Annotated in this window: 13 protein-coding genes and 1 pseudogene; 3 read left to right on the top strand and 11 right to left on the bottom strand. The window is 59.2% G+C overall.

The window, feature by feature from the left end:
* Nucleotides 1–26 precede the first annotated feature (26 nt).
* The 6 genes from J3U88_RS29995 to J3U88_RS29970 form a co-directional block, all read right to left on the bottom strand.
* Nucleotides 27–4,886: a non-ribosomal peptide synthetase gene (locus J3U88_RS29995; RefSeq protein ID WP_207862712.1), complete on the bottom strand. Its 4,860-nt coding sequence runs from the start codon at nucleotides 4,884–4,886 to the stop codon at nucleotides 27–29.
* Nucleotides 4,887–5,135: 249 nt separating this feature from the next.
* Nucleotides 5,136–6,314 carry an ABC transporter permease gene (locus J3U88_RS29990; protein WP_207862711.1) on the bottom strand — a complete coding sequence of 393 codons (1,179 nt, stop codon included), beginning with the start codon at nucleotides 6,312–6,314 and terminating at the stop codon, nucleotides 5,136–5,138.
* Between the two features lie 10 nt (nucleotides 6,315–6,324).
* Nucleotides 6,325–7,479 (bottom strand): ABC transporter permease, encoded by a 1,155-nt coding sequence (locus J3U88_RS29985; RefSeq protein WP_207862710.1) that lies wholly within the window; start codon nucleotides 7,477–7,479, stop codon nucleotides 6,325–6,327.
* The gene (locus tag J3U88_RS29980) at nucleotides 7,476–8,204 is read right to left on the bottom strand and encodes an ABC transporter ATP-binding protein (RefSeq protein WP_207862709.1); all 729 of its coding nucleotides are present in this window, start codon (nucleotides 8,202–8,204) and stop codon (nucleotides 7,476–7,478) included. Before J3U88_RS29980 ends, J3U88_RS29985 begins: the two co-directional genes overlap by 4 nt.
* Complete coding sequence (locus J3U88_RS29975) at nucleotides 8,201–9,427, bottom strand: efflux RND transporter periplasmic adaptor subunit (RefSeq protein ID WP_207862708.1); 1,227 nt, start codon at nucleotides 9,425–9,427, stop codon at nucleotides 8,201–8,203. Before J3U88_RS29975 ends, J3U88_RS29980 begins: the two co-directional genes overlap by 4 nt.
* A 237-nt stretch (nucleotides 9,428–9,664) precedes the next feature.
* Nucleotides 9,665–10,594: a DMT family transporter gene (locus J3U88_RS29970; RefSeq protein WP_207862707.1), complete on the bottom strand. Its 930-nt coding sequence runs from the start codon at nucleotides 10,592–10,594 to the stop codon at nucleotides 9,665–9,667.
* A 400-nt stretch (nucleotides 10,595–10,994) separates the two neighbouring features.
* On the opposite strand from J3U88_RS29970, the gene J3U88_RS29965 reads away from it, so the two are divergent.
* The 3 genes from J3U88_RS29965 to J3U88_RS29955 all read left to right on the top strand — a co-directional run bounded on the left by J3U88_RS29965 (nucleotide 10,995) and on the right by J3U88_RS29955 (nucleotide 17,122).
* On the top strand, nucleotides 10,995–12,458 hold the full coding sequence (locus J3U88_RS29965; protein WP_207862706.1) for an aminotransferase-like domain-containing protein: 1,464 nt from the start codon (nucleotides 10,995–10,997) through the stop codon (nucleotides 12,456–12,458).
* 157 nt (nucleotides 12,459–12,615) lie between these two features.
* The gene (locus J3U88_RS29960) at nucleotides 12,616–13,032 is read left to right on the top strand and encodes a hypothetical protein (RefSeq protein ID WP_207862705.1); all 417 of its coding nucleotides are present in this window, start codon (nucleotides 12,616–12,618) and stop codon (nucleotides 13,030–13,032) included.
* Between the two features lie 16 nt (nucleotides 13,033–13,048).
* A complete protein-coding gene (locus tag J3U88_RS29955; protein ID WP_207862704.1) occupies nucleotides 13,049–17,122 on the top strand; it encodes a sensor histidine kinase in 4,074 nt (1,357 codons plus the stop codon).
* On the opposite strand, the gene J3U88_RS29950 is transcribed toward J3U88_RS29955, so the two are convergent.
* From J3U88_RS29950 to J3U88_RS29930, 5 genes and pseudogenes are all read right to left on the bottom strand, one after another.
* Nucleotides 17,088–18,773: a diguanylate cyclase gene (locus tag J3U88_RS29950; protein WP_207862703.1), complete on the bottom strand. Its 1,686-nt coding sequence runs from the start codon at nucleotides 18,771–18,773 to the stop codon at nucleotides 17,088–17,090. The genes J3U88_RS29955 and J3U88_RS29950 overlap by 35 nt on opposite strands.
* 1,018 nt (nucleotides 18,774–19,791) lie before the next feature.
* Complete coding sequence (locus J3U88_RS29945) at nucleotides 19,792–20,229, bottom strand: tellurite resistance TerB family protein (RefSeq protein ID WP_207862702.1); 438 nt, start codon at nucleotides 20,227–20,229, stop codon at nucleotides 19,792–19,794.
* Between the two features lie 150 nt (nucleotides 20,230–20,379).
* Nucleotides 20,380–22,461, bottom strand: coding sequence for a TonB-dependent receptor domain-containing protein (locus tag J3U88_RS29940; protein ID WP_207862701.1), 2,082 nt, complete (start codon nucleotides 22,459–22,461; stop codon nucleotides 20,380–20,382).
* A gap of 217 nt (nucleotides 22,462–22,678) precedes the next feature.
* Nucleotides 22,679–23,089, bottom strand: a complete 411-nt coding sequence (locus J3U88_RS29935; protein WP_207862700.1) for a hypothetical protein — start codon at nucleotides 23,087–23,089, stop codon at nucleotides 22,679–22,681.
* A gap of 483 nt (nucleotides 23,090–23,572) precedes the next feature.
* A pseudogene (locus tag J3U88_RS29930) lies at nucleotides 23,573–23,795 on the bottom strand (hypothetical protein); the annotation flags it as partial.

Here is a 23,795-nt window from a genome sequence, read left to right as displayed (position 1 = left end):
TCTCAGCGTTGATTTGGGGGTTTGGTTCAACCTTGTTTCGGCACCAATCCCAAATCCGAAAGAGAGGCTTCGCCCTCGTCCAAAATACGCAGCAGGATCGATTCACACGAACTCACCAACGAATGGACCATGTCTTCCTGGATGCGGTGATGGTCGAATGCCAGACGCCATTGAATCTCCGCGCCGATGGTCACGAAGGTGTTGAGCGCGAACGGATAGTGCTCGAATTGGTAATGCGGGGTCATGGTCAGCGTGGGCACCACATCCGGCGGTTGCCAAGCCGGCTCCAGCAGGAGGATGTGGTCGAACATCGCCTGGTCCGGGGTGATCTGTTCCAGCGGGAGCGGGGTCAGGCGTTCCATCTCCGCGGTGAGGTTTTGGGTGTGACGCACCAGCTCGGCGAAATCGTGTTCGCGGTCGAGGTGCATGCACCAGGGCACCAACACTTGGAACAAACCCAGCATGGTTTGCGCTTCGCCCAGTGCCTCGGGCCTGCCGGAAAGCGTGGTACCGAAAACGGGATCGGGTCGCTGGCCTTGGCGGGCGAGGGACAGGCCCCACAGCGCCTTGAGCGCGGCGTTCATGGAGAGGCCCCGTTGGGTGGACCAATGACGTAGGCGGCTGACCAGGGTTTCCGGCCAGGTGATGGTGAAGCGGCGGTGCAGGGGCGCTTCAGGCTCGGGCGCGCTCAGCAGTTGGGGTTCCGTCTCATTCAGGTAGTCTTGCCAGAAGGCGAGGGCGCCCTCGCGGTTGCGGTCGTGCAGCCAGTGGGTGTAATCGCGGAAGGGCGGGCGATGGCTGAGTTTGGGGGCCTCGCCGTCGAGGAAGGCTTGGTAGCTGATCAGCCATTCGTCGAGCAGGTGTTGCATGCTGCGCGTGTCGCCGAGCAACGGGTGCAACCAAAGCACCATCTCGTGGTCGTCGCGGCCGTAACGCAGGAACATAATGTCGAGCAAGGTCTCCCGTTGCGCCTGATCCCGTTGCCGTCGTTTCTGTTCCTGGGCCCGTTCGATTTGTTCGGCGTCGCGGTAATGGCTCAGGTCGACCCAGCGCAATGGCGGGTTAAAGCGTTTGCGGGTCCATTGCAGCGCCGGCCCGTCGGTGGGCACGAGGAAGGCGGTGCGCAGGACGGCGTGGCGTTGGGTCAGGCCGGTCCAAGCGCGTTCGGCGGCGTCGATCTCCAGCTTGCCGCGCAGACGGAAACTGTGTTGCCGGAGGTAGCAGGGTTTGCCCGCGTCCGCTTCGTCACGCAGGATCGAGGATTGCCAGGCCGAGGTCGTGGTGAGGTCGGCCACCTCGCCGGCGTCCACTTGTTGTGCCGCGAGCAAACTGTCGAAGGTGGCTAGGTCGAGGTGGGTGATGCCGAAATCGCTGGGGGTCGGCCAGGTGGTTTTGCGGCTGCAACAGCGTTCCACCATGGCGTCGATGCCCGCCGCCAAACGTTGGGCGAACACGGTACCGTCGCAACGGATGGTTTCCCAGTTGAGCGTACCGCGCAAATGCAGTTGACCCTGCCATACCCAGAACCGCAGGCTGAGCGGGAAGCGGGCGCTGTTGAAGCGGGTACCGACGCGGCTGGGTGAGCCGTCGAGCTCACCGAGCAGGTTTTGTTCCGGCAGGTCGGTGTCGAGACGGTCGCACCAAATCAGGTGAATCGCGGCTTGGTCCTGGTGGAGCCGGGTCGGCCAGCTCTCCCGGCGGCGGTTGTTCTCCTTGGTGGCACGAATCCACGCGGGCCAGTCGTCGCCATGGTGGGGAAGGGGTAGGGCGACCAGTCGGGTGTGGCCGGCGACGGCGTGGCTGTAATCGGGGCCGGCGGTCACGCGGCGCACGGCGTCGCGCAGCCAGACCAGGTGGGGCAAACCCCAACCGGGTTCGGCATGGGCCAATTGCGCCAGCGCGGCGGCGACCAGTTCGACGGCGCGACAGCGAAAGGGTTTGCCCGCGCCGATCAGCAAGCCGCGGGTCTGCGAGCGGGTCCAGGTGTGGCCGAAGGTAACGGATTCAGTGGGCAGCGCCGGCGGCGAGGGGATGCTGATGCGCGCGGCGGGTGCTTGGTAGCGGTCGAGGACCAGCAAGGGATTGGGCGGGTTTTGCGCGAAATGGACGGGGCGTTCGGCGGCCAGGTCGCGGTAGGCCTGCTCCAAATCGCGACGCAACACCAGCATGTCCTGCTCGTCGCAAAGCAGCGGCGTTGCCGCAATCGCCAAATGGCTGTCGCCGATCAGGTAAATCGCCCAGAGGGGAAGTTGTTCGTGGTCAAAGGCCTGTTGCACGGCGAAGCGCGGATCTTCATCCGTCGCGGGCAGCAGGTGGATGCGCGCCGGCGCTTGGCACAGGCGCGCCCGTTCGCGGTCGTCAAAAACCCGTGCCAATCCGGGGTGCTGTTGTTGCACGTAGGTTGCGGCCTGTTCCAGCAGGCTCGGGTCGGGTTTGAGCAAAGGTCTGGTCACCGCAATCACCAGGCCCGCTTTTTTGGCGCCGTCGGCGAGCAGATCGCGCTGGTGGGGATTCAGCAGGAAACGCGTGTCGTGAAGGCGTTGGGGCTTGGCGGGTTCCGCGGCGGGGTTCCATGTTGGCTGTTGCTTTTCAATTTCGGCGGCAAGTTCTTTTAAAACCGGGAAATGGAACAGATCGGCAATGGTGAAGCCGTGGATGGATTCGGGTAAGGACGAGATGAAATGGATCGCGGTCAGGGAATCGCCGCCCAACTCGAAAAAGTGGTCGTTCACGCCGATGTTGGTTTGATCCAGCACCGCTTGCCAAAGTTTGACCAGCAGCCGTTCCACCTCCGTGCGTGGGGCCAGGTACGGTGTATCGCCGCCGCGGGTGACGTGGGGCAGGGCCTTGCGGTCGATTTTCCCGCTGCTGTTGCGCGGGAACTGATCGAGCACGATGAAATGGTGCGGCAACATGTGTTGCGGCAGGACCTTGGCCAGTTGACGGCGCGGATGGTTTTCGGCGTTGAGGCGTTGCCCTTTTTTGAGCACGATGTAGGCGATCAGCGCGCCGCGTTCCTGCTGGTTGCGGGCGACCACGACCAGGGCTTCGTCGACGGCGGGCCGGCGTTCCAGTTGGCCTTTGATTTCGCCGAGTTCGACGCGGTAGCCGTTAATTTTGACCTGGTCGTCGCGGCGACCGACGAACACAAACAAACCGTCGGCGCGTTGGTAGGCCAAGTCGCCGCTGCGGTACCAGGTTTCGCCGGGGTGGAAGGGGTCCGCGCTGAATTTGCGCGCTTGGAGCTCGGGGCGGTGCAGGTAACCCCGCGCCACGCCGCGCCCGGCGATGCAGAGCTCGCCGACGACGCCCGGGGGCAGGAGATCGCCTTGTTCGTCAACAATGTACATGCGCAGGTGGGGCAGCGGTCGGCCGATAGGCAGGGTTTGGCCGGGATCGAAGTCGGCGGGCACGGTGAAGAAGGCGGCGCAGACGGCGGTTTCCGTGGGGCCGTAAGCGTTGATCACGCGTTTACTTTGCGCCCAGCGCAGGCTGTCTTCCTGGATCGGTGCCTCGCCGGCGGTGATGATGGTTTGCAGCGGTTCCAGGGCGGCGTCGGACAGTTCGTGCAGGTAGGCCGGCGGGAAGGTGGCGTGGGTGACGGCAAAATCGGCGATCAGTTTGCGCAAGCGCCCGTGGTTGGCGACATCGGCCGATTCGGCGATCACCAAGGCGGCGCCGGAGAGCAAGGCCAAAAAGAGTTCGGACAAAGAGGCGTCGAAGGCGGGCGAGGCCATTTGCAGCACGCGCGATTCTTGATGGACGCCGAAGCCGGCAATTTGCGCGTGGATCATGCTATCGAATTGATCGTGTTGGACTTGGACGGCCTTGGGGTGCCCGGTCGAGCCGGAGGTATAAATGGTGTAGGCGAGGTCGCGGCCGGTGCAAGGGGCGTTGCTGCCGCGGTGTTGGCCGTGCCAAACCAGGCGGTCCAGGCGCACGACCTTGGCGTCGCAATCCTCGATCACGCCCGGCGGTCGGCCGTAACAGAGCACCACCTTGGGGGCGGCGTCGCTGAGCATAAAGGCCAGCCGTTGTTGGGGTGCCTCGGGATCGAGCGGTAGGTAAACGCCGCCCGCTTTTAAGGTGGCCAGCAGTTGCAGCGGTAGGTAGGCGCGTCGGTCGGGGTAGACCGCGACCAGGTCGCCGGTTTGCACGTCCAGTGTTTCCCGCAGGATGCAGGCGAGGAAATTGCTCTGTTGGTCGAGCAAACCGTAACTCCAGCTCAGGTCGCGGCTCTGCACGGCGGGATGGTCGGGGAACAGGGCCGCCCAGGCGCTGAACTGTTCGTGGAGCGGCTTGCAGCGGTGGGGCTCCGGTGTTTTGGGTTGCCAGGTTTCCAGCAGCAGTCGGCGATCCGCCGCCGGCAAAAGCACATTGCCCCGGGTGTCGCTGGGGCAGGCGGCGCCGTGGTGTAGGTAGCGGGTGAGCAGCGCGGCGAAACCGGCGCCCAGCTCCGGCGCGGCGGTGACGGTTAAGGTGACGGTTTGGGGATCGGCGAAAAAGGTAATCAAACAGGCTGCCGAAACCGGCGCCGTGGGCGCACTGCCGATCACCACATTGGCTGCCGGTGGATCGAGACACGGGTTTTGCAGGGCGGCGGTGAGGGCTTCCTGATCGCGGGCATCTCCTGGCAACAGATGGAACGACGCCCCGATTTGCCACAGGATCGGCGGGGTTTCGCCGCCGTTGAGCAGGGTCAGCGTGCGCAGGCACAACGCGGCCAGGGCCGTTTCGAGGGGCGCCTCAAAGAAACAGGGCTGTTGCCGATCCAGCACCAGGGTCACCTGCTCGACGGTTTCGCCCGGCGGCAAGCCCGGCGGCGGCGACAAGACAACGGGTACTTCCTGCTCAGATTCGATGGGTTCGGTAAGGGTTGAATTCATGACGCGCCTCGCTGCTTGGCTGAGAAAGGGCCATTGTGGCCCATGCAGCGTTGGGAAACAAGCGTTCCGCGCGGTAAATGTGAAAATTCACGGCTTCTTCAAGCACAAAAGAAACAGGTGGTTAGAGGATAATCGACCGGCGTAATTTAGGTGGAAAGGCCGCGATGCGGAAGAAGGTTAGGGAAGGGCCGCGCGATGGGTTTACTTTTCGGGAAAAGCCTTGAGCCGGCCTAGCATTCTTAGGTTGGCTTATTCGGAACGCAAGGCGTCGGCGACGGGGCTGCGCACGGCTTGTACGGCGGGAAGTAAGCCGCCGATCAGACCGATCACGGTCGAATAAAACACGCCCATGGCGAGCAAACCGGCGTCTACTTCAAAGGCAAAGGTCACCTGGCTGAAGCTCTGGAAGTTCATGGTGGCGGTGCGGAAGCCGTCGAACAACAGGTAGGCGATAAAACCCCCGATCAGACCGCCGGCCAGCGCAAGCAAGGTGGATTCCACCAAAATCGACAACACGATGGGCACGCGGTGGAAGCCGATGGCGCGCAGGGTCGCGATTTCCCGACCGCGCGCGGCCACGGCGGTCACCATGGTGTTGACCGCGCTAAAGACGGCGCCGGCCGCCATTAAGGTGCCGATAATGGCACCAAGCGCGGTGACCAAGGTGGTGATGGTCCGCGATTGCTCGGCATAGTAATCGGTTTGGCGCATGACCTTGACCCGCAAGCGTGGATCGCGAATGAGTTCGCTTTTAAAGGCCGTAAATCGGGCCGCGTCTTCGAGTTTGATGTACATGGACTGGAAGGTGTCGCCGCGCCGATAAGCGGATTGCAGTACCCCGGCGTCGGTCCACATCTCGGATTCAGCCACGCCGCCGCCCTCCGCAAAAACACCGACGATTTTCCAGCGGTTGGCACCGACCTGAATCTCCTTACCCAGTTCCACCTCGAATTGGCCCACGGCGCCGCGGCCCACGATCAGTTCGTTGCGGCCGGGTTCAAAGAAGCGACCTTCCAGCATCTCGAACTTTTCGCGCACCGCGTAACTTTGGGGCTGAATGCCCCGCAAGGGGACGTTGGCGTCGGTGCCGGTGCCCCGTTTGGGCAGGTTGATGATGACAAAAAGCTCGGCGGCGGCCGCGGGGGTGCCGTCCACTTGTTTAATGGCGGGATGGTCTTTGATGATGCGGGTGTCCTGGCGCGAGAGGCCGCTCATCATTTCGGTGTCGGCGCCGCTTCGAAGAACCATGGCCACGGCCGGGTCGCCCGAGGCTTTCATGGTTTTTTTGTAACCCTCGCCGATGGACAAAACACCAACCATGACCATGACCACGCCGGTAATACCGAATACGGCTGTGAGCACCGAACCGAGCCGTTGCGGCACGGTGCGCAAGCTAAACATCAAAATGGCAAGCACTTGTTCCAGCACGGCAGCCTCCTTAGCGGCGTAGGGCGTCGGCGATTTGCAGGGAACGCGCCTGGAGCGCGGGCAAGAAACCCGAACCCACGCCGAGGAGCACGACCAGCAACAGGCCGAGCCCCAAATCCGCCTTGGGCATGTAAAACACGGGCAGCATGCCGTTGGTGGGATCGCCCACTACCGTGATCAGCGTGAAGGACAGCAGTAGGCCGCTGAAGCCGCCCAAACCGGCGATGAGCAGGGCCTCGCCAAGCACGAACCACAGCACTTGGCCGTCCCCGAAACCGAGCGCCTTGAGTACGGCCAATTCGTTGGTGCGTTCCCGTACCGATTGCGCCATGGTGTTGGCGGCAACCAACAGGATGGTGAAAAATACCGCGCTGATGATGGCGGTGAGAATGGCGCCGATGTTGCCGATTTGACTGGCGAAACCGGCGAGGAACGCGCCCTCGGTTTCGGCTTTGGTCTCCGCGGGTGAATTGGCGAAGGTTTGATCAATGGCCTCTGCCACCGCATCAGCGTATTTGGGATCGTCGACGCGCACGATGTACCAGCCGACTTGGCCGCGGGTGCCGCGGTGGGCCTCGTCGAAGTAGTCATAGCGAAAAAACAGCGGTGAGGTGTCGGTACCGGATTTGGCGCCGTCATAAATGCCGACGATGTCGAAGGTCCAGGTTTGCGTCCCGTCTTTTTTGGGCCAAATCGTGGCTTGGATCGGCACGCGATCACCCACCTTGAAGCCGAAACGGTCCGCGGTGGTGCGCCCGACGATGGCACCGGTGCGGGTTTTCTTCCAGGCCTGGAGCTGTTCAGCGGGCAACAACAGTTCCGGGTAGAGGTTGAGGTGGTCGTCGGGAATGACCGGGTGTTGCGGGAAGAAGTTTTTGGGTTCCTGGTAGATACCGCCGAACCAGGTGGCGTGGGACACGTCTTTGACGCCGTCGATGCGGCGCATGCGGTCGCCGTAGGTTTCCGGCAGCATTTGGATAATCGAGACCGCGTGACGCACAATCAGACGGTCGGCGTCGGCAACATTGGCGCCCGAGGCAAAGGCCACGCGAATCGCAGCCAAAAACCCAAACAGCATGAAGGCCACAAAAATCGACAGAATTGTCAGCAGGGTGCGCACCCACTTGCGGCCAAGCCCACGCAGCATGAGGGACAACATGCTCATGGGTTTGCTCCCGATCCACTTTCGCGAATCAAGCGCCCTTTGTCCAGATGGAGGATACGGGTGGCGCATTCCGCGGCCTGGGGATCGTGGGTGACCATCACAATGGTTTTGCCCAAATCGCGGTTGAGTACCTGGAGCAGGTCGAGCACGTCGCGGGCCGAGGCGCGGTCGAGGTCGCCGGTGGGTTCGTCGCACAGCAGAATTTTGGGATCGGTGATCAGCGCCCGCGCGATGCCGACCCGTTGCTGCTCACCCCCGGACAAGGTGCGCGGGTATTGTTTCAAGCGGTGCCCAAGCCCGACAATGCCCAGGGCGATTTCCGCCCGTTTGCGCCGTTCGGCATGGGAGAGGTTGGTGAGCATGAGCGGGAGGGCGACATTGTTCAGCGCATTGAGAACCGGCATGAGGTTGTAAAACTGAAACACGAACCCGATGTTGCGCGCGCGCCAGCGGGTCAGCTCAGAGGATTTGAGGCTGTCGATGCTTTGGCCGTCTACGACCACGCTCCCGTGGGACGGCCGGTCGAGTCCGCCGATCAGGTTCAACAAGGTGCTTTTGCCGGAACCGGACGGCCCCATCAGCGCCAAGAACTCGCCGGTGGGGACTTTTAGGGAAAGTTCCTCCAGCACCACAATCGATTGGCCGCCGCGTTTGAAGGATTTGTCGACGCCGTCCAGGTGCAGCATCAAGGATTTGGGTCTGGGTTCAGGGGTTACCGCGCTCATGATGCGTCCACCTCCACCTCGGCGCCGTCCACGAGTGAATCGGGCGGGCTGAGGATGACCGTTTCGCCCGCATTCAGGCCTTTATTAATAATGATGTCGCCGCCGCGTTTTTCGCCGAGCGTTACCTTGCGCTGGACCGCGATGCCGTCGTCGTAAAGGAAAACCACGTCCGTGTCGTCACGCTGGACCACCGCGCGGCGCGAAACCACCAGTTGCGGGCCGGTTTGTTCACTTTCTTCCTGGTTGAGGAAAGAGACCTTCACCGCCATGTCGGGCAAAACGCGCGGATCGCGTTCGCGAAAACCGACGCGCACCCGAACCGTGGCGCGTTGCCGGTCCGCCGTGGGCACGATGGCGATCACGTAAGCCGGGATCTGCCAATCGGGATAGGCGTCCAATATGGCTTCAACCGGCTGCTCCGCTTGGACGCGGTTGATGTAGGCCTCGTTGACGTCGACCTCGATTTCCAGCGAGGCCATGTCGACCAGGGTACCGATCCCGGTGCGGGTAAAGCCGCCGCCGGCGGAGACCGGCGAAATCATCTCGCCCGGTTGTGCGTCCTTGGAAACAACCACGCCCGCGAAAGGCGCGCGAATCACGGTGTCGTCCAAATTTTGTTGGGCCACGGCGACTTGGCGTTCGGCCACGACCACTTCCTGCTCTTGGCGCAGCAATTGGGCTTTGAGCGCCCGCCAGGTCGTGCGCGCCGCATCCACCGTGGCTTGGTCGCCCGCGAGGTTGGCCAGCAGGTTTTTCGCGCGGCGGTAATCGATGTCGGCTTCTTCGATGCGGACCTTGGTTTCCTCGAGTGCTACTCGCGCCGCGTCGCGCTGGGCTGTTTGTAAATTGAACGCCGCTGCAAGGTTGACGTCTTCGAGGGTCGCCAAAATCTGGCCTTCTTCCACCGTCATGCCTTCTTCGATACGCACCGTGGTCACCTTACCGGTGATTTTTGCGCTAACCGTGGCCTGGCGGCGGGCGGTGACGTAACCGGAGGCGTTGAGGACCGTGTCGTCGTCGGCGGCTTTGAGTTGGCGCACGCTGCCGGTGGTAACCTTGTTGGTCGCGGCTGTTTCGGTTTCACCAGGTGGTTTGCCGAGGAACAGGGCGGCGAGGACGGCGACTAAAATCACCACCGCGATGATCGGTGTCCAATTGCGTTTGGGTCGCCAGGCTTGGTCGTCAAGGCGAAGGGCGTCGAGTTTCGCTTTCTCCACGGACATAAAGAATTCCTAGCCGCGAGCGGCACGCCGATGAAACGTGAAAGATCGGGTTGGCGGCGGCTGCCATAGGTTGTGATCGATACCGCTCTAAATTAGCACGAAATAAAGTGAAGGCAATGGGAAACAGCGGTCGCAAGGAGAATCGGTTGGGCTCGTTAATTTGGTCCGAACGAGGGGAGAAGCCCGCGGGCCTTGGCGATTCAGCCCGCGGGTTGGAAGCGTTTTGGAAAAGGTGGGTTATGCGGATGGTTGCAAGCGTCGGTTCATCCATTGGCGCATCAAGGGTAGGCCGTTGTTGGCCAAAAACACACCACATACGATCAGTGCCGTGCCCGGCAGGGTGGTATTGCCGATGGGTTCGTGCAGCACCATCGCACCGACAACCACCGCGATCACCGGTGAGATGTAGAGCCACAGGCTGGCAAATACCGGGTTCATGCGTTCAATTAGCCAGAAGTAAATGGAGGCAGCGACCACCGTGCCCATCACACTCAAGAAACTCAGCGACAGCCAAGCCGTGGATTGGCTCATCCAAGCCGCGTTGGTCCAGGCCGCCGGTTCCCAGGGCGCGCTTAACAGCAACAAACCCAGGCCGCCGATCAGTGATTGCCAGGCGTTGAGGGAGAGGGCGTCCACTTCACCGCCGCGCACCAGATCGGCGCAACGCACCGAGCCGATGGAATAGAACAGTTCGCCGACGACCACCGCGCCCATGGGTAACAGTACCGCCCAGGCCAAGCTCATTTGGAGCGTGGGTAACACCACCAGGAGCACGCCGGAGAGTGCCAGCGCGAAACCGAGCCACAGGTCGGGCGTGATTTTTTTGCCTTGATTGGTCGCGTAGAGCAAGGCGATGGCAATGGGTGCGCCCGCGGAAATGAGGGCGGCCATCCCACTTGAGATGTACTGTTCGGCCCAGTATACCCCGGCGAAACACAGGGTGGTGGTCAGCAAAGCGATGACGGTGATTTGGCCCCAGGCCTTTGCGGAGCCGGGGGTTTTCAGACGGCGGCTGAGCTTGAGGAGGCACAGCATGATCAAGGCGGCGGCCACGAAGCGGACGCCTGCCGAGTAGATGGGCGCAAGGCCGGCATTAAGCCCAACCTTAATCGCCAGAAAAGTGGTGCCGTAAATCAGGCACATGATCGCAAACAAAACGTATGGCATGGGGAAACCTCCATTCGCCGCCGCGGCGGACTGTAATGAAGAATTGTTATATATCACTTCTGTAGTGTTTTCAAACAATCTCTGCTGCTCCCGGCCTTTTTAACCCAATCTTGGCAAAACCTAACCTGAGTGTTACAACAGGGGCGGTCGTGCTACCCGCGGCGATCGCCGTGCGCGGCGTGGGCTTCAGTGGTTTCGCGCCGTTGCTTGGTTGATTCCACCTGTTTCTTGGGTAATAAGGTGGAATACTGCCATTTCGCTTTTTGGGTTGCCGGCATTTTCGACCACTTTTTCGCCGCCGCGAACGTTTTTCGGCTTATGCGGATTCAGAAAACGCCGATGCTTGAATACAGGTAAACAGTGGTCACCGATGTGTCTGCTGTGCTAGTTGGGGGATTTTTTGGAAATACCGGCCTTAAATCGCGAACACGGGGATTCGCTAACCGATCAGATCGTGCATGGGTTGCGCCGTCAAATTCAGGACGGGGTGCTTGAACCCGGCTCGCGCTTGCCCTCGATTCGCGGTTTGGCACGGCAGGTGGCCGTCAGCCCGATGACGGTCGTCAAGGCCTATGAATCCTTGGAAACCGATGGCTGGATTTCCCGTGAACACGGGCGCGGGACCTTCGTGAAAGGGCGCGATGCGGTCGCCGCCACACGCGGGGATACCGACTGGCAACTCGCCCTAATTGACGGTTTGCCCCGTGTTTCTGAATTGCCGTTTAATCCCACCGCCAACGTCGACGTTAAAATCAACCTGGCCAACGCGGTGATCGGTGAAGGCTTTTTGCCGACGGCCGCCTTAAGCAAACTGTTATACCGGTTCAGCCGTGATCCTGATGCCGTGCTCAGCACCTACAGCAACACCGCCGGCGAACCCGTGCTGGTTCGCGCGGCATCCGACCTGCTCGGCATTGACGAAAAAGAATTGATCATTACCAGCGGCGCACAACAGGCAACCTACATCGCGGCGCGTTCCTTTGTCGGGCCTGATCAAGCTATTGCTGTCGAAGCGCCGACCTACATGGGTGCGGTTGAATGTTTTAAAACCATGGGACGGCGTGTGTTACAGATCCCCGTCGACGAAGAGGGGATGCGCACCGATTTGTTGGCCGCGGCCTGCGAAGAGTACCCGATCCGCATGGTCTACACCGTACCCGCTTTCCAAAATCCAACCGGTGCGGTTATGAGCGCCCGTCGCCGCGCCCAGCTTTTAGAAGTGGCCGAGAACCATCGCTTGGTGGTTTTGGAAGATGATATTTGGGGCGACCTGTATTTCGAAAAGCCGCCGCCGACCAGTTTGTACAAAATGGATCAAGGCGGCCATGTTATTTATATTAAATCATTTAGCAAGATTGTTTCCCCCGGGTGTCGCATTGCGGCGGTGGCCTTGCGCGGTCATTTCCACAAAAGGTTCCTCGCCCACAAATCGGCGATGGATCTCGGCACACCGGTCCTGACCCAGGCCGTGGTCGGCCGGTTCCTGGAATCCGGGCAGTTACCCGGTGCGGTAGAACAGTTGCGCGTTCGCCTGCACAAACTGTATCAGTCCTGTGTGGACACCTTGGAGCGCGAGGCACCCGACGGCATGGTTTGGTTCCCGGTGCAGGGTGGCCTGACGATTTGGATCAAACTCCCCGACGGGGTGCGCGCCAACGAAACCGTGCGCGAGTTGTCCTACAAAGGCATCCACGTGCTGAGCGGCGATTTGTGTTACATGAACGAGGTTTTGGATCAGCACGTGCGCATTACCTTCTGTTATCCCGACACCAAACGGCTGATTCACGGCGTGTCCCAACTCTGCGAGACCGTCAAGCGCCTCTCGGAGCGGGGACGACCCGCGCGCCGCCGCCCCACGCTCTAAGCAGGCCGTGCCGCTGTCCGTTTCACCGGGCCGGCCCGTTCATTGCTAAAGGGTTTGGCGCGCTTTCTCCTGTTCAAGCGTGGTGCGAATGCGCTACGCTTGTCGCTTGGAATCGCCACTTTAGCTCTACCGTTTTTGCTTGTGTTTAGGAGCGTCCATGTTTGTCGCCACCTTCGGCATGGCCACCCTTTGGTTGCTGATGCACACGTCCAGTGGTCTGCCCCCCATCCAAACCATTTTTACCCAACACCAAACCGCCGCGTTGCGTGAATTGGTGCATGAGCAGACGCGGGTGGATGTGGATCTCCGACCCATGCTCAATGATCACGGCAAACTCAGCGCGCAACAAGTTGGGCTCAGTTTTGATAAACTGTTGCGTCAATACCGCTTGCTCGAAGCCAAAGTGACCAACTCTCAAGTGGATACCAACTACGCCTGGCTGGAACTCCAGCTCGAGGCTTCTTTTGAAGATCAGCGCCGCGGCCGACAGATGCGCGTCGTCTTTGCCTTTCACTTCAAACAAGTAGGGCAACAGTTGGTGCTGCGCCGCTGGGTGCTGCAAGACATCTATTAACGGCCGAGGTCGCCCTTTGACCGCTTTTTACGCCCTCCACGCGCTGATGCTTGCGCAACTCGCCTTGCTTTCGCGGCTTCCATGGCAGGCCGCGCTCGGCCTTCTGCCACTGTGCCTGGTCGCCGCCTATCTGTTCCGCAAACAATGGAACCGCGCCCTGCAGGTTAACCTGATCCTGGTGGCCCTGCTGCCCGCGCTGGTGTTCCTCCGCCAACGGCCGCAACCCTTTCCCGTTTTGCCCGCTGATGCGGCGCGCCACCTGCAAGAAAGCCTGGACCTCGAACATGTCCTCCAAAGCGGTCAACGCGAGGCGATTCTCCAACTACTGCGTCGCCCCGATCAAGGCCTCGCCAATCCCGATAACCACAAACTCCAAGCCGCGCTTCTACCCGAACCCTATCAGGCCGTGACCCTGCTCAATCTCGACGGGGAGCCCCTGCTCTGGGCCGGCAATACCTACGCCGAGATCGACCCGGTCTGCGAATCGGCCACGCCGCGGCTTGAGGTGGTCGACGGTCGATTGTTTTACCGTGTATGCCGGCCGTTTCCCGAGGCCGAACAAATCGAAGGGTATTTGTTGCTGGAAAGCCTGATTCTCTCGAGTCATCAATCCGAAACGCGCGATACCTGGCTCGTTCGTCAAATTCCACAATTCGCGTCTTATCAGGCGGTTGTCGCCGACGCACGCGGCGAATCCTTTGTTGCCGAACTCGCCGACCAACTCGGTGTGGCGCGTCTGCCTTTCGAATTTCGTTTCATGGAACTTGAGCGCATTTCGATGCTTGACGAGGTCCTGGTCGGTTTGTGGCTTGCGCTGCTGTTCCGGCTTATGCTCGGGGCACGTCGCCTCGCCAAAACCCGTCACGACGCCTGGCTGCCCGCCATCGGGTTAGCCATCCTGGTTTTTGCCAACGGGGTCCATCTTCCCAATGTCACGATCTTTGGTTCCTACATCTTTGCTTCAACCCAATTCTACGGTTTGCTGATTAGCCCCGGTCATTTCCTGGTTTCCGGGTATTTGGTTTTTCTTTTGCTCCATCATGTTCAGGCGCTTTTTCCAACGCGGGCCATGCTTTTTAACCTGTTTTTCCTGTGTTTGTTGGCTTGGTTCACTTGGCTGGGCGCGGCTTGGCTGCAAACGCTCAATAGTTTTTCCCTGGTCCACCCGCTGGAAGCGCTGAATGCGCCCGGTTCGCTCACGGTGTACCTGGCTTTTTTGGCGGTTCCGGTCTACCTGGTTTACCTTTTGCGCCAATCCAAATTCGACGGGCCCCGCGTCAAAATCGCCGTTTCCGCGCTGATTGCAACCCTGACCGCGATCCTCGCACCCGAGGCCTGGGTGGCCTCCGGTTCGCTGATCATCCTCTGGTGGTTTGTCCATCGTGCCGTGAGTCAGGTTTTGCTTGCCGCCCTGCTCGTGCTTTTGTTTTACCCCGCCATGGTGCGTCATGAACACCGTGCCGAGGTCGATTTCGTGCGCCACCAGATGTTGGACGAAATCACCCTCCTCGTTGAACGCAACCATTTCCGTATGGGCCGCCTCATCCGCAAGCTGCCCACGCTCGAAAAACAAATCGCCGACGGGGTTCATCCTTTGCTCATGGAAATGTTCGCCAAACGCAACGGTTTGCTTGAGGAACACATTGATTTCGCGCTGCAGCTTCGCGACGATAGCGGCACCGTGGTGAGCGTGATCGACCAGCACATTTCCCTGGACCGAATCCGCGAATTTGAAGTGCCCCTGGAGCAGATCGGCACCATGGCGGCGGCCGAGAATCCAGACGGCGCGGCCCCCGAATGGCTGGTTTTTCGAACCATGGTTTCCGCGGCGGGTCGCGATTATGAGTTCTTGGCGGTGCTCGGCAACAACTTCCACAACCTTTCGCTTATTCGCGAGTTGGGCAGGCTGCCCAACCAACGTTACCCGGTTCGCGCCGGCGACACCTTCCCTTATTTCGCCTATATCCTCGATGTTTACGATCAAAAAGGTCAATCACTTTACGATCAAGGCAATCCCGCCGCTTTAACCGTGGCCGAACGCGAGCGATTGGAAAAAGATTTCATTTTTTGGAAAGCGGACGTCAAATCGCCCCGCAATACCTTGTTCTTTTTTTCCGGGCCGCCCTACATCTACCGCATCACCCACAAAGCCACCCCGCTGCGCATGATCTCGGTTCGTTACCTCGCCTTAATGTTGGCCTGTTGGGTGATGTTGCGCGGTCACCAGTTGATGCTCAAGCCGACCCGCACGCCGCTCAATGCATGGCAGCGTTCGTTTTCTCTAAAAATGGCCGCGTTCATGTTTTTGACCAGTCTGCTTCCGACCGCGACCTTGGGTTACCTGCTGATTAAATCGATTCGCAAGAACCAGGTGCGCGAGGTCGAATCCATGGCGCGCTCCAACATTCGCATGGCCAAACGGCTGTTCCAACAACATCTGCACCCCAACGATACGGACGATGCCGACATTGACTGGAACGCGACGGAACCGCGCACCCGGCGTTATGAACAGGCCTCGCGCCGCTATCTGCCCGTGGCCCGCTTTTCGCGCATCCTCAACGAGGACCTCAGCATTTATCTGGACGGGCGTCTCTACAAAACCCAGCAGCCGGAAATTTACCGCATGGGTCTGTTGTCACGGCGATTGCCCTATCAGTTGGCCCGCGATCTCATCGTCGAGGGCAAACCCTATAGCTTCAAACGGCGCAACTTACCCGACGGCAGTTCGATTCTGGTGACCTACAGCGCGCTTAGGTTGGCCGACGGCCGCAACGCGGTGATTTCCATGACCATGATTCCCTTTAACCGTCGCCAGAGCTTGCGCTGGTTGGAACAATTAGAGTTCTCCGGCACCGTGCTCATTGGTCTGTTTTTCGCCATGGCCGGCTTCACCCGCCTGGTGGCGCGCAACTTCCTGAGGCCCGTTTCCGCCATTACCCGCGGCGCGATGCGGATGGCTAAAGGCCTCCAGAACCGGCCGATTGTGGTTCATCGCCATGATGAATTGCAGCGCATGGTCAGTGCATTTAACACCATGCAGGAACAAATCCGCATGAGTGAACACCTGTTGTTGGAGCAGTTAAAGGTCCAGAAAGAAACCCTGGTGGCCATGAGTGGCGGCTTGTTGGGTTTTGATCGTCGCGGCAAGGTGTTGCTGCAAAATGCCAAAGCTCGTGAATTATTGGAACTGGCCGAGGAGGCCGTCTCCCTTGATCATCTGATCGGGCAGCAGGCCGCGCTGAAACCTTTGCAAGCAATGCTGGAACAAGGGAAGTCGGGCGAATGTTCGATGCAGCTTCATCAGGAGGAAGGCGAGCAGGAACTGCTGATTAAAGGGCGGGTGGTGAATACCCCGACCGAAGACGGCTTGTATTTTATTGTGGCGGTGGAGGATGTGACCGACGCCTTGGCCGCCGGCCGGTTCAAGGCCTGGTCCGAAATGGCCAGGCGTGTGGCTCATGAAATTAAAAACCCGCTGACACCGATTCAGCTTGAAATTGATTACCTGGTCAAACTCTACCAAGATCAACATCCCGAATTTGAACAGGCTTTGAGCGAAACCCGTGTTGAGATCAGCCGTCAGGTGGAAATTCTGCGACAAACCGCCACCGAATTCGGTGATTACGCGCGGCCGATTGAACCGGATCTCGAAATGACCGACCTCGCGGTTCTGTTGGACGAGTTGGTTCAGCCTTACCAACGCTCCGCGGACGGGTTAACCCTGGATCTTGCGTGGCCGGAAACCATGGTGATTTTGGCCGATGTGCGTTTGTTGCGGCGGGCTTTGCAGAACCTCGTGGTGAATGCGGTTCAAGCCATGGGCGGCGAGGGCCGTCTCGGCATTGTGGTCGAGGCGGTCGGCGAGAGTTGGTTGTGTCACGTTGAGGATACCGGACCGGGGATTCCTCGCGAAGACCATCACCGCGTGTTTGAGGCGTATTTCAGCACCAAGGATCAGGGAACCGGCCTAGGGTTGATCATTGCCAAGCGCACCATTCAGATCCACGGTGGCACGATCCACATTGATCCCGACTACGAGGTCGGCACCCGTTTCGTTATTCGCCTGCCAAAATGGAAGGTGGCGCCTTAACAATCCGGTTGCGACCTTGTCGTTTGGCGAGGTACAACGCGCGATCCGCCGCTTCCATCACCGCGCCGGGGGCGGGGAAGTCGTCAAAAACCGCGATGCCGCCGCTAAAAGTGACGTGGAAGTGAACGCCGTCGGCGACATGGGTTACTTTGGAGAAGTTACGGCGAATTTCATCGATCACCTCATAGGCGGCCTCGAGTGGGGTGTCAAAAAGGATCAAGCCAAACTCTTCACCGCCGTAGCGGCCGATGACGTCGCTGCGGCGCAGGCGTTGCTTGAGGACGCGCGACATGCTTTGCAGCACGCGATCACCAACAGCATGGCCGTAGGTGTCGTTGACTTTTTTGAAGTGATCGATATCAATCATGGCGAAACACAGCGGTTTGCTGGTGCGGTCGGCGCGGGCCGCGTTAATTGACAGCTTCTCTTTGAGGGTCACGTGGTTGAGCAGGCCGGTGAGGGAATCGTGGGCCATCAGCGATTTCAGCGCACGGGTTCGGGCCAGACGCGCTTGCAGTGAAATCACCAGGGTGCGCGGCGAGATGGGTTTGCTCAAAAAGTCATCGGCCCCCGCGTTGAGGGCGTTGTAATGCCGTTCGATGTTTTCCTCGGTTGAGAGGAAAATAATCGGCATGCTCAGGTAACGCGGTTGTTGGCGCACTACCTTGGCCAGTTCGATACCGTTGCAGTGAGGGAGGTGGTAGTCGAGCAGAATGAGTTCTGGATCAGAGGCGCCCATGCGGTCGAGCAGCTGGAAGGGATCTACCACGGTTTCCACGACAAAACCCGCCGCTTGGAGCACGTGGGTGAAATGTTCGGCCATGCGTGGATCGTCTTCGACCAGCAAGACGCGGTAGGGATCCTGTTGTGTATTGCGCACGGCTTTGTCGACCACGTCGACCAGATCGTTGAGTTCGAGCGGCCTGTTTAAAAAGCCGTCGCCGCCCAGGCGCACCGCTTCCAAGCGGGCGTGAAGGTCCTCGCGGGTTGAGACATACACAATCGGCGCCTGATGGTTTTGCTGTAATACAAATTGGCGCAGCCCGATGTCTTGTTGGGCGGCCAGGATTTCGTCCAAATCGAGAATGAGCAGGCTGGCTTGAATGGGGTTTTCTTTTTCAAAGTCGCGTAGGCGCTGTAGGTTTTCGAAAGAAAAGACGCGGAAACCGTAAAAAGTAAGTTGCAGTTCCCACTCGCAGCGATCCGCCCGGTCCGCCTGAACCAAAATAATTTGTTTGCGGCCCGCGTCCGCGTTGGGTAAGACCGGGTCCTCAATCGGTTTGGGTTCGATCACGGTGGTTGGCTGATGGTCGAGCGGGCGTTGTGAGGCTTCAACCAGGCGGTCGAAATAATGCTCGAGCCGGGTCAGCGCTTCCTGCTTGAGGGGCAAACCTTGCTCCTGCCAATCGGTAAGGATGAGTTCGAACTCGCGCGCAACAAAATTGAGCTGCTTGTAACCAAAGTAAACGGCCGAGCCGGAAAAGCAGTGGATACGGCGAATGAGTTCCTTAAGATTGGCTTGATCCGAGGGATGGTTTTTCAGGACATCGACAAGTTCGCGGATGCCGTCAATTCTACCGGGAAGTTCTTTGCTATAGCTATCGCGAAGTTTTCCCAGTTTCTGCATAAATTTCTCTTGTTTTGCATCCATAGATACTCCACGCGAGTGCTTGAGGGGTTTGCCTATCTTATCGGAAGAATTCCTGGAATGCCCAATTTTTGATTTCAGTTGGGGGAGTGCGCGTATGACATTTGATTTTCACCGTGCCAAGGATTGCTGTTGGCGGCTGATAAAAAACAACTTTGGTCGTTTTTTGTCGGAATTGACCGTCCGTTCTTTGACGGGTTAAAGCCCATTATTAGTGTTGAATGGGGTGAAATCGGCAAGTGTAAAATGTAAAGATTGGGTAAAAGACGGTTCACCGAAGCTTGTTCTTGATCTGCTTTCTCCCCTATGGACCGGCTTTCGTTCCTTGGATGCCAAGCCCATTTCCTCTTTGTCGTGGGATAAGCGCATGCCCGTGCGGCGGCAAGACCGGTTGAACCAGGTGCTAGGGAAAAAGGGTGTTCGTGGTATCCATGCGACTGAAAAGAAGGCGATTTTTCGGTTTCTTATTCCTTGAGCAGGCATATGCGCCTTCCCGGATTCCAATCATCTGTCGTAAAACTATTTAGCGAGGGCTTGGCGCGGGTTAGCGTGGCCCCGTTTGTTTGAAAAAAAGCATGATTAACTGAGAAGTGCGCCCGCCGCGTGCCGCGTTTCGCGTCAAGTTTTCAGCTGTTGGCTGATTCACACGCCCGTGCCTTCGTCTAGGGGGAATTTGTCAACGGCGTTGCCTTTCTCGGTGATTGGAACCGTATGGGAATGGGCTTTCTGTTAGATGCAGCCCACGCCAAATCTTTAAGGTTCGGTAAAAACGGGGCGCGGCGCGGGCCTGGTTCATATCGTCGCGTGGAGGCCGGCGTTGCGCGTGGACGCCGCGCCGCGATGGTTTCCTACAAAGTTCCCTGTTATGTGCGTGGGGTTCACCGGTGTTTCACGGCGCGGTCTTCAAGCGCGGCCGACGCGACGACCATGGCGGTCGCATCTGAATCCACCAGGCCGAATGGCCGACCCGTTGGAAATACAAGCTTTTTTGAAAAAACGCGCAGAGGCGGTTGTTATGGGCCTATTCCGTGGGGGCAAAGGAGGATTTTGAAAAAAGTTGGCTCAGGCGCTGGTTGGGTGCGCTGACCGCGGTTTCCGGCTGTTGGGTGCTTTCAATCAACCGCCGATCCTCCGGCATGATCTTTAAAAGTTGGATCAAACGGTCAAAAACCCGGCGTTCCGACTTGTCGTAATGCTTGTCCACATGGGCCATGGTAAAGGCGCGGTAGGCAATCAAGAATCGGTCCTCATAGCGCTGAACGTGTTGGACCAAGTCGGCGAGTTCCGCGGTTTCCACCGAATCCAACAATTCTTGTAACTCTTCATCGCGCGCGGGTTGCGGGAGCATTTCCAGAAGAAAATCGCGTTCACGACGGTGAATGTGACCGTCGACCTGGGCCATTTTGGCCATTACCCGCAGTGCGGCGAGCCGTGCGTTTAACCGAGACTTGGTGGGCAAGCAAACCTCCTCATTGGCGTAAGCGTAACACCTAGCATAACCAGGTTTTTTCGAGAAAACAATCTTTTGATCGGGCTCATTTCGGTTCAGGAGAACGCGACGACCGCCGCAAACAGCGCCGGTCGCCGCGTTCCCCTTTGGTTTGGCTATCTAGAACCGGTACAAGAGGTTGCCGAAGATGTTGCGGCCAGGTTCCGCCACCCGTTCACCCGTAAAGGGGTTGCGGCTGTTGAGATGGTCCACGTAAAAGGTGTCGCCCAGATTGCGGACGCCTAGTTCCAAACGCAAGCCGTTGCTAATGGTGAAACCACCCTGAATATCGAATAGCGAATAACCCGGGGTGGGTTGTTCCATGCGACCGGCGGCAACCCGGTTTTGGGCGGCGACCGTGGTGGTGCGCAGTTCCGCCCAAAAACTCGGCGAACCCGAGCCGGCGCGCGATGCATCCGCGTTCCAGCGCAGGCTGTTCACCCAGCGCAGCGGTGCGATACCGACCGCGGCTTCGTCGTGAAGTTCTTCTTTGCCGTAGGTATAGGCGGCGCCGCTTTGGAAACGGAAATGGTCCGTCAGTTGTGCCCGCAGGTGGAGTTCGGCACCGACCGCGTCGAAGCCGTCGCCGTTGACATATCGGTAAACGGTGCGGGGACTCAGGGGCAGGGCCGGGGTGAGCGAATCATCTATTTGGTAGCTGATGTTGTCCTTGATGGTGCGGTAGAACAGGTCGGCGTTGAAACTGAAACGCGTCCGGCTGTAGGACAGGCCCGCGTTGACTTCGTTGGCCCGTTCCGGCTCCAGATTGGGGTTGCCCACAAATTCGGCCGGGCTTTGAAAACCGGTGGAAGGGAAGCGGTCCGCGTAACGTTCCAAAATGGTCGGGATCCGCACCACGCTGCCCGCGCCGGCGGTGCCCAACCAGTGTTCACCGAGGGGCACCACGAAACTGACCGCGGCGCTTAGGTTTTGGTCGTCCCGGTTGAGATCACCGTTGGTTTGGTCAATAAAATAGTCGGAAGCGCGCGGGATTTCCGTTTCGCTCGCGTCGTAACGAACCGTGGCGCTCCAGTTAAACGTCTCGGTGGTTTGGTTAAAGGCGGCGTAGGTGCCCAGTACCCGGGTTTGCGCGTCCGGCCAAATCGACTGGTTCATCATCACCATGCCGGTGTCGCGGCGGGCGATGGTGCGCTGGGCGTTTTGTTCCAATTGGTAAAAGTCGACACCGACTTTCCAGGTCCCCGTCCCTTGGCGGAAGGTCACGAAGGACTTGGCGCCGACGGTGTTGGCCTCGGTGGCGACCTTGATGTCAAGAGGAAAAGGCGGCCGGCGGTTGGGGTTGGCTTGTGCCGTGGGTTTGGCATCGTTGTTCATGCCGTGGTCCTTGTGGTTGCTGTACAACTGGACCTGGAAACGGGTGAAGGGGCCCGCATCAATGGTGAGCTTGAGGTCGTGCAAGCGGTTTTTGAAATAGCTTGCGTCCAGCAGGCGGCCGGGATAATCCAAATCCTGTTGATCCTGGTAGTGGCCGTTGTATTGCAGCACCGCGCCGGCGCCGAGTTTTAGCCCGAACCCCATCATCGATTCGTCGGTTTCGTAGGAGGCGGGCACCAGGTTGCCCGCGCCGTCTTCCACATCGCCGTTGCGGCGGTGGTTGTGAAACAGCTGGACGCGGAAGCGTTCGTTGCTGCTCCACACCGAGGCGGCCCCGTCCCGTTGGTCCTGATTGTCACCGTAACGCAGGCCCAGGTTGCCGTGGGTTTGCCAACCTTTGTCGGAAAATTCCGGCACGAAGGTTTCGACGTTTAACGCGCTTAAGGCGCCGGCGCCCCAGGACAACGCATAGGGCCCTTTGACGAGTTGGACCCGCTGAATTTCGTGGAGCGAGATGTGGCTGAGCTCGGAATCCATGCGGGCCGGGCCGGCGGCGAAGGCGCGGGTTCCATTGACGAAAGTGGCTAGTTGGGTGGCCTGCAAGCCGCGGAAATTGGGGTCGAGGTTAACCGCGCCGCGGCGACTCGCTTCAAGGCCGGGTACTTGACGTAAGCCCTCGGCCAAATCCTGCCCGCCGTAGGCTTCGATGGTTTCGGCGGAGGCGGCGTCGCTTTCCCCGTGTTCGGGGCTGGTGGCGGTAATGGTGATGGTTTGTTTGACGGTGGTGTCGGTGTCGGGATCGGCGGCGGTTACATAACCGTGGCCAAGGACCCACAAGAGGCCCAAGGCAAAAAGGGTGCATTTCATCCTATTCTCCAATACAAAAAAGGGGGATCCAATTAGGACCCTGTGATTGGGTTGGTACCTGGTCGCGCCCACGCGGGCACAGACCTCGGCCGGGCACACGCTATTCGAACCTTCATCCCCATGGCTGGGGACGAAAGCGACTCAGGTGTTGCGCCGGGCGTTAAAAGGCACGGGCAACCGTGCGACGCGGTTTGGGTCGCCGGCTGCGAATCGAGATCTATTCGTGTGAGAAGAGGCTGAAAATGGGCACTTTATCCGGGGGATCGGGGGCGATCCAATAACCGCGGTCGCGCCTGGGGCGCGGCGGATTGGCGCACGGTTCAAAAAGCGGGGCTTGTGGAAGCCCGGGAAAGACCACGCTGAGCAGACGGAACACGCCAACGCCGAAACCTTGGAAGGGAACGCAGTCTCGGTTCTGAAAAAAGGGGCGATCATCGTCTTCATCATGGTCGTGTTGCGTTTGTTTCTCACCCTGGCAACAGCACTGGATGTCGCAGCGCCCGGCGAGGGAACAGGCGCACTTGTGGCTTTGGCACACCTCGGAAAGTGCCGAAACAGGTGTGGGCGTCGGGCCGAGGCGAATGCCCGCGGCGAAAACCGACGCCAATACCAGGCAGATTACTGCCAAAAATCCTTGTAGGCGAAAAACCAAAAATCCCTCGCGGCGGGGCGTCCCTTCACGCTGCCCGCAAGATCCGCGGGCATTACAACACACTTGCACGCAAATGGAAACGATCCGCGTGACAACTGACCCCTGATTTTCGGCACCAGACCACTGCGGGTCAGGTTAAACCTAAGAGGCGCGATAAGAGCGAGGGGATTTGGCTAAAGATCTGGAGCGAAATGGCTTGGAAAAAGCGGAGGCGCACCCGCTGGGTGCGGTGAGCATTTTCACAGGCGGTTGTAGCCCAGATAGTGTGTTGTGGGTTTGAGTGCAAGGGGAAATCTCAGGTTCCACCGTTTTTGTTAGAGCCAGGCATACCCCGGCCTAGCGGCCGATGAAGCGGCCGCGTTCAGCGGGGGCATTTTTTCTCCTCAAAAACCTTCTTTTTGTGAAAGGCTTTTGAGGAGAAAAAATGCTATTGGGATTGAGGTCTACTAAAGACTGAGGTTAACTTGCCGCGGGGAGTTCCTTGCTGCTTTCATTCGAGAAACGATACGGTTCTCCCGAGATCAGGATGCTGCGCATTACCAGGATCATCTTTCTCATTACCGCACCAAGCGCCTGCTTGGCTGTTTTATTATTGCTCCTCAGTCGATCATACATCTCCCTGAACAATGATTTTTTGTTTCTAATGGCTGCAAGACTTGCCATGTACAACGTTTTCCGCAGA

Source organism: Acanthopleuribacter pedis, from assembly GCF_017377855.1.
GTDB classification, from domain to species: Bacteria; Acidobacteriota; Holophagae; order Acanthopleuribacterales; family Acanthopleuribacteraceae; genus Acanthopleuribacter; species Acanthopleuribacter pedis.
This window is presented reverse-complemented; position numbering and strand designations above follow the sequence as displayed.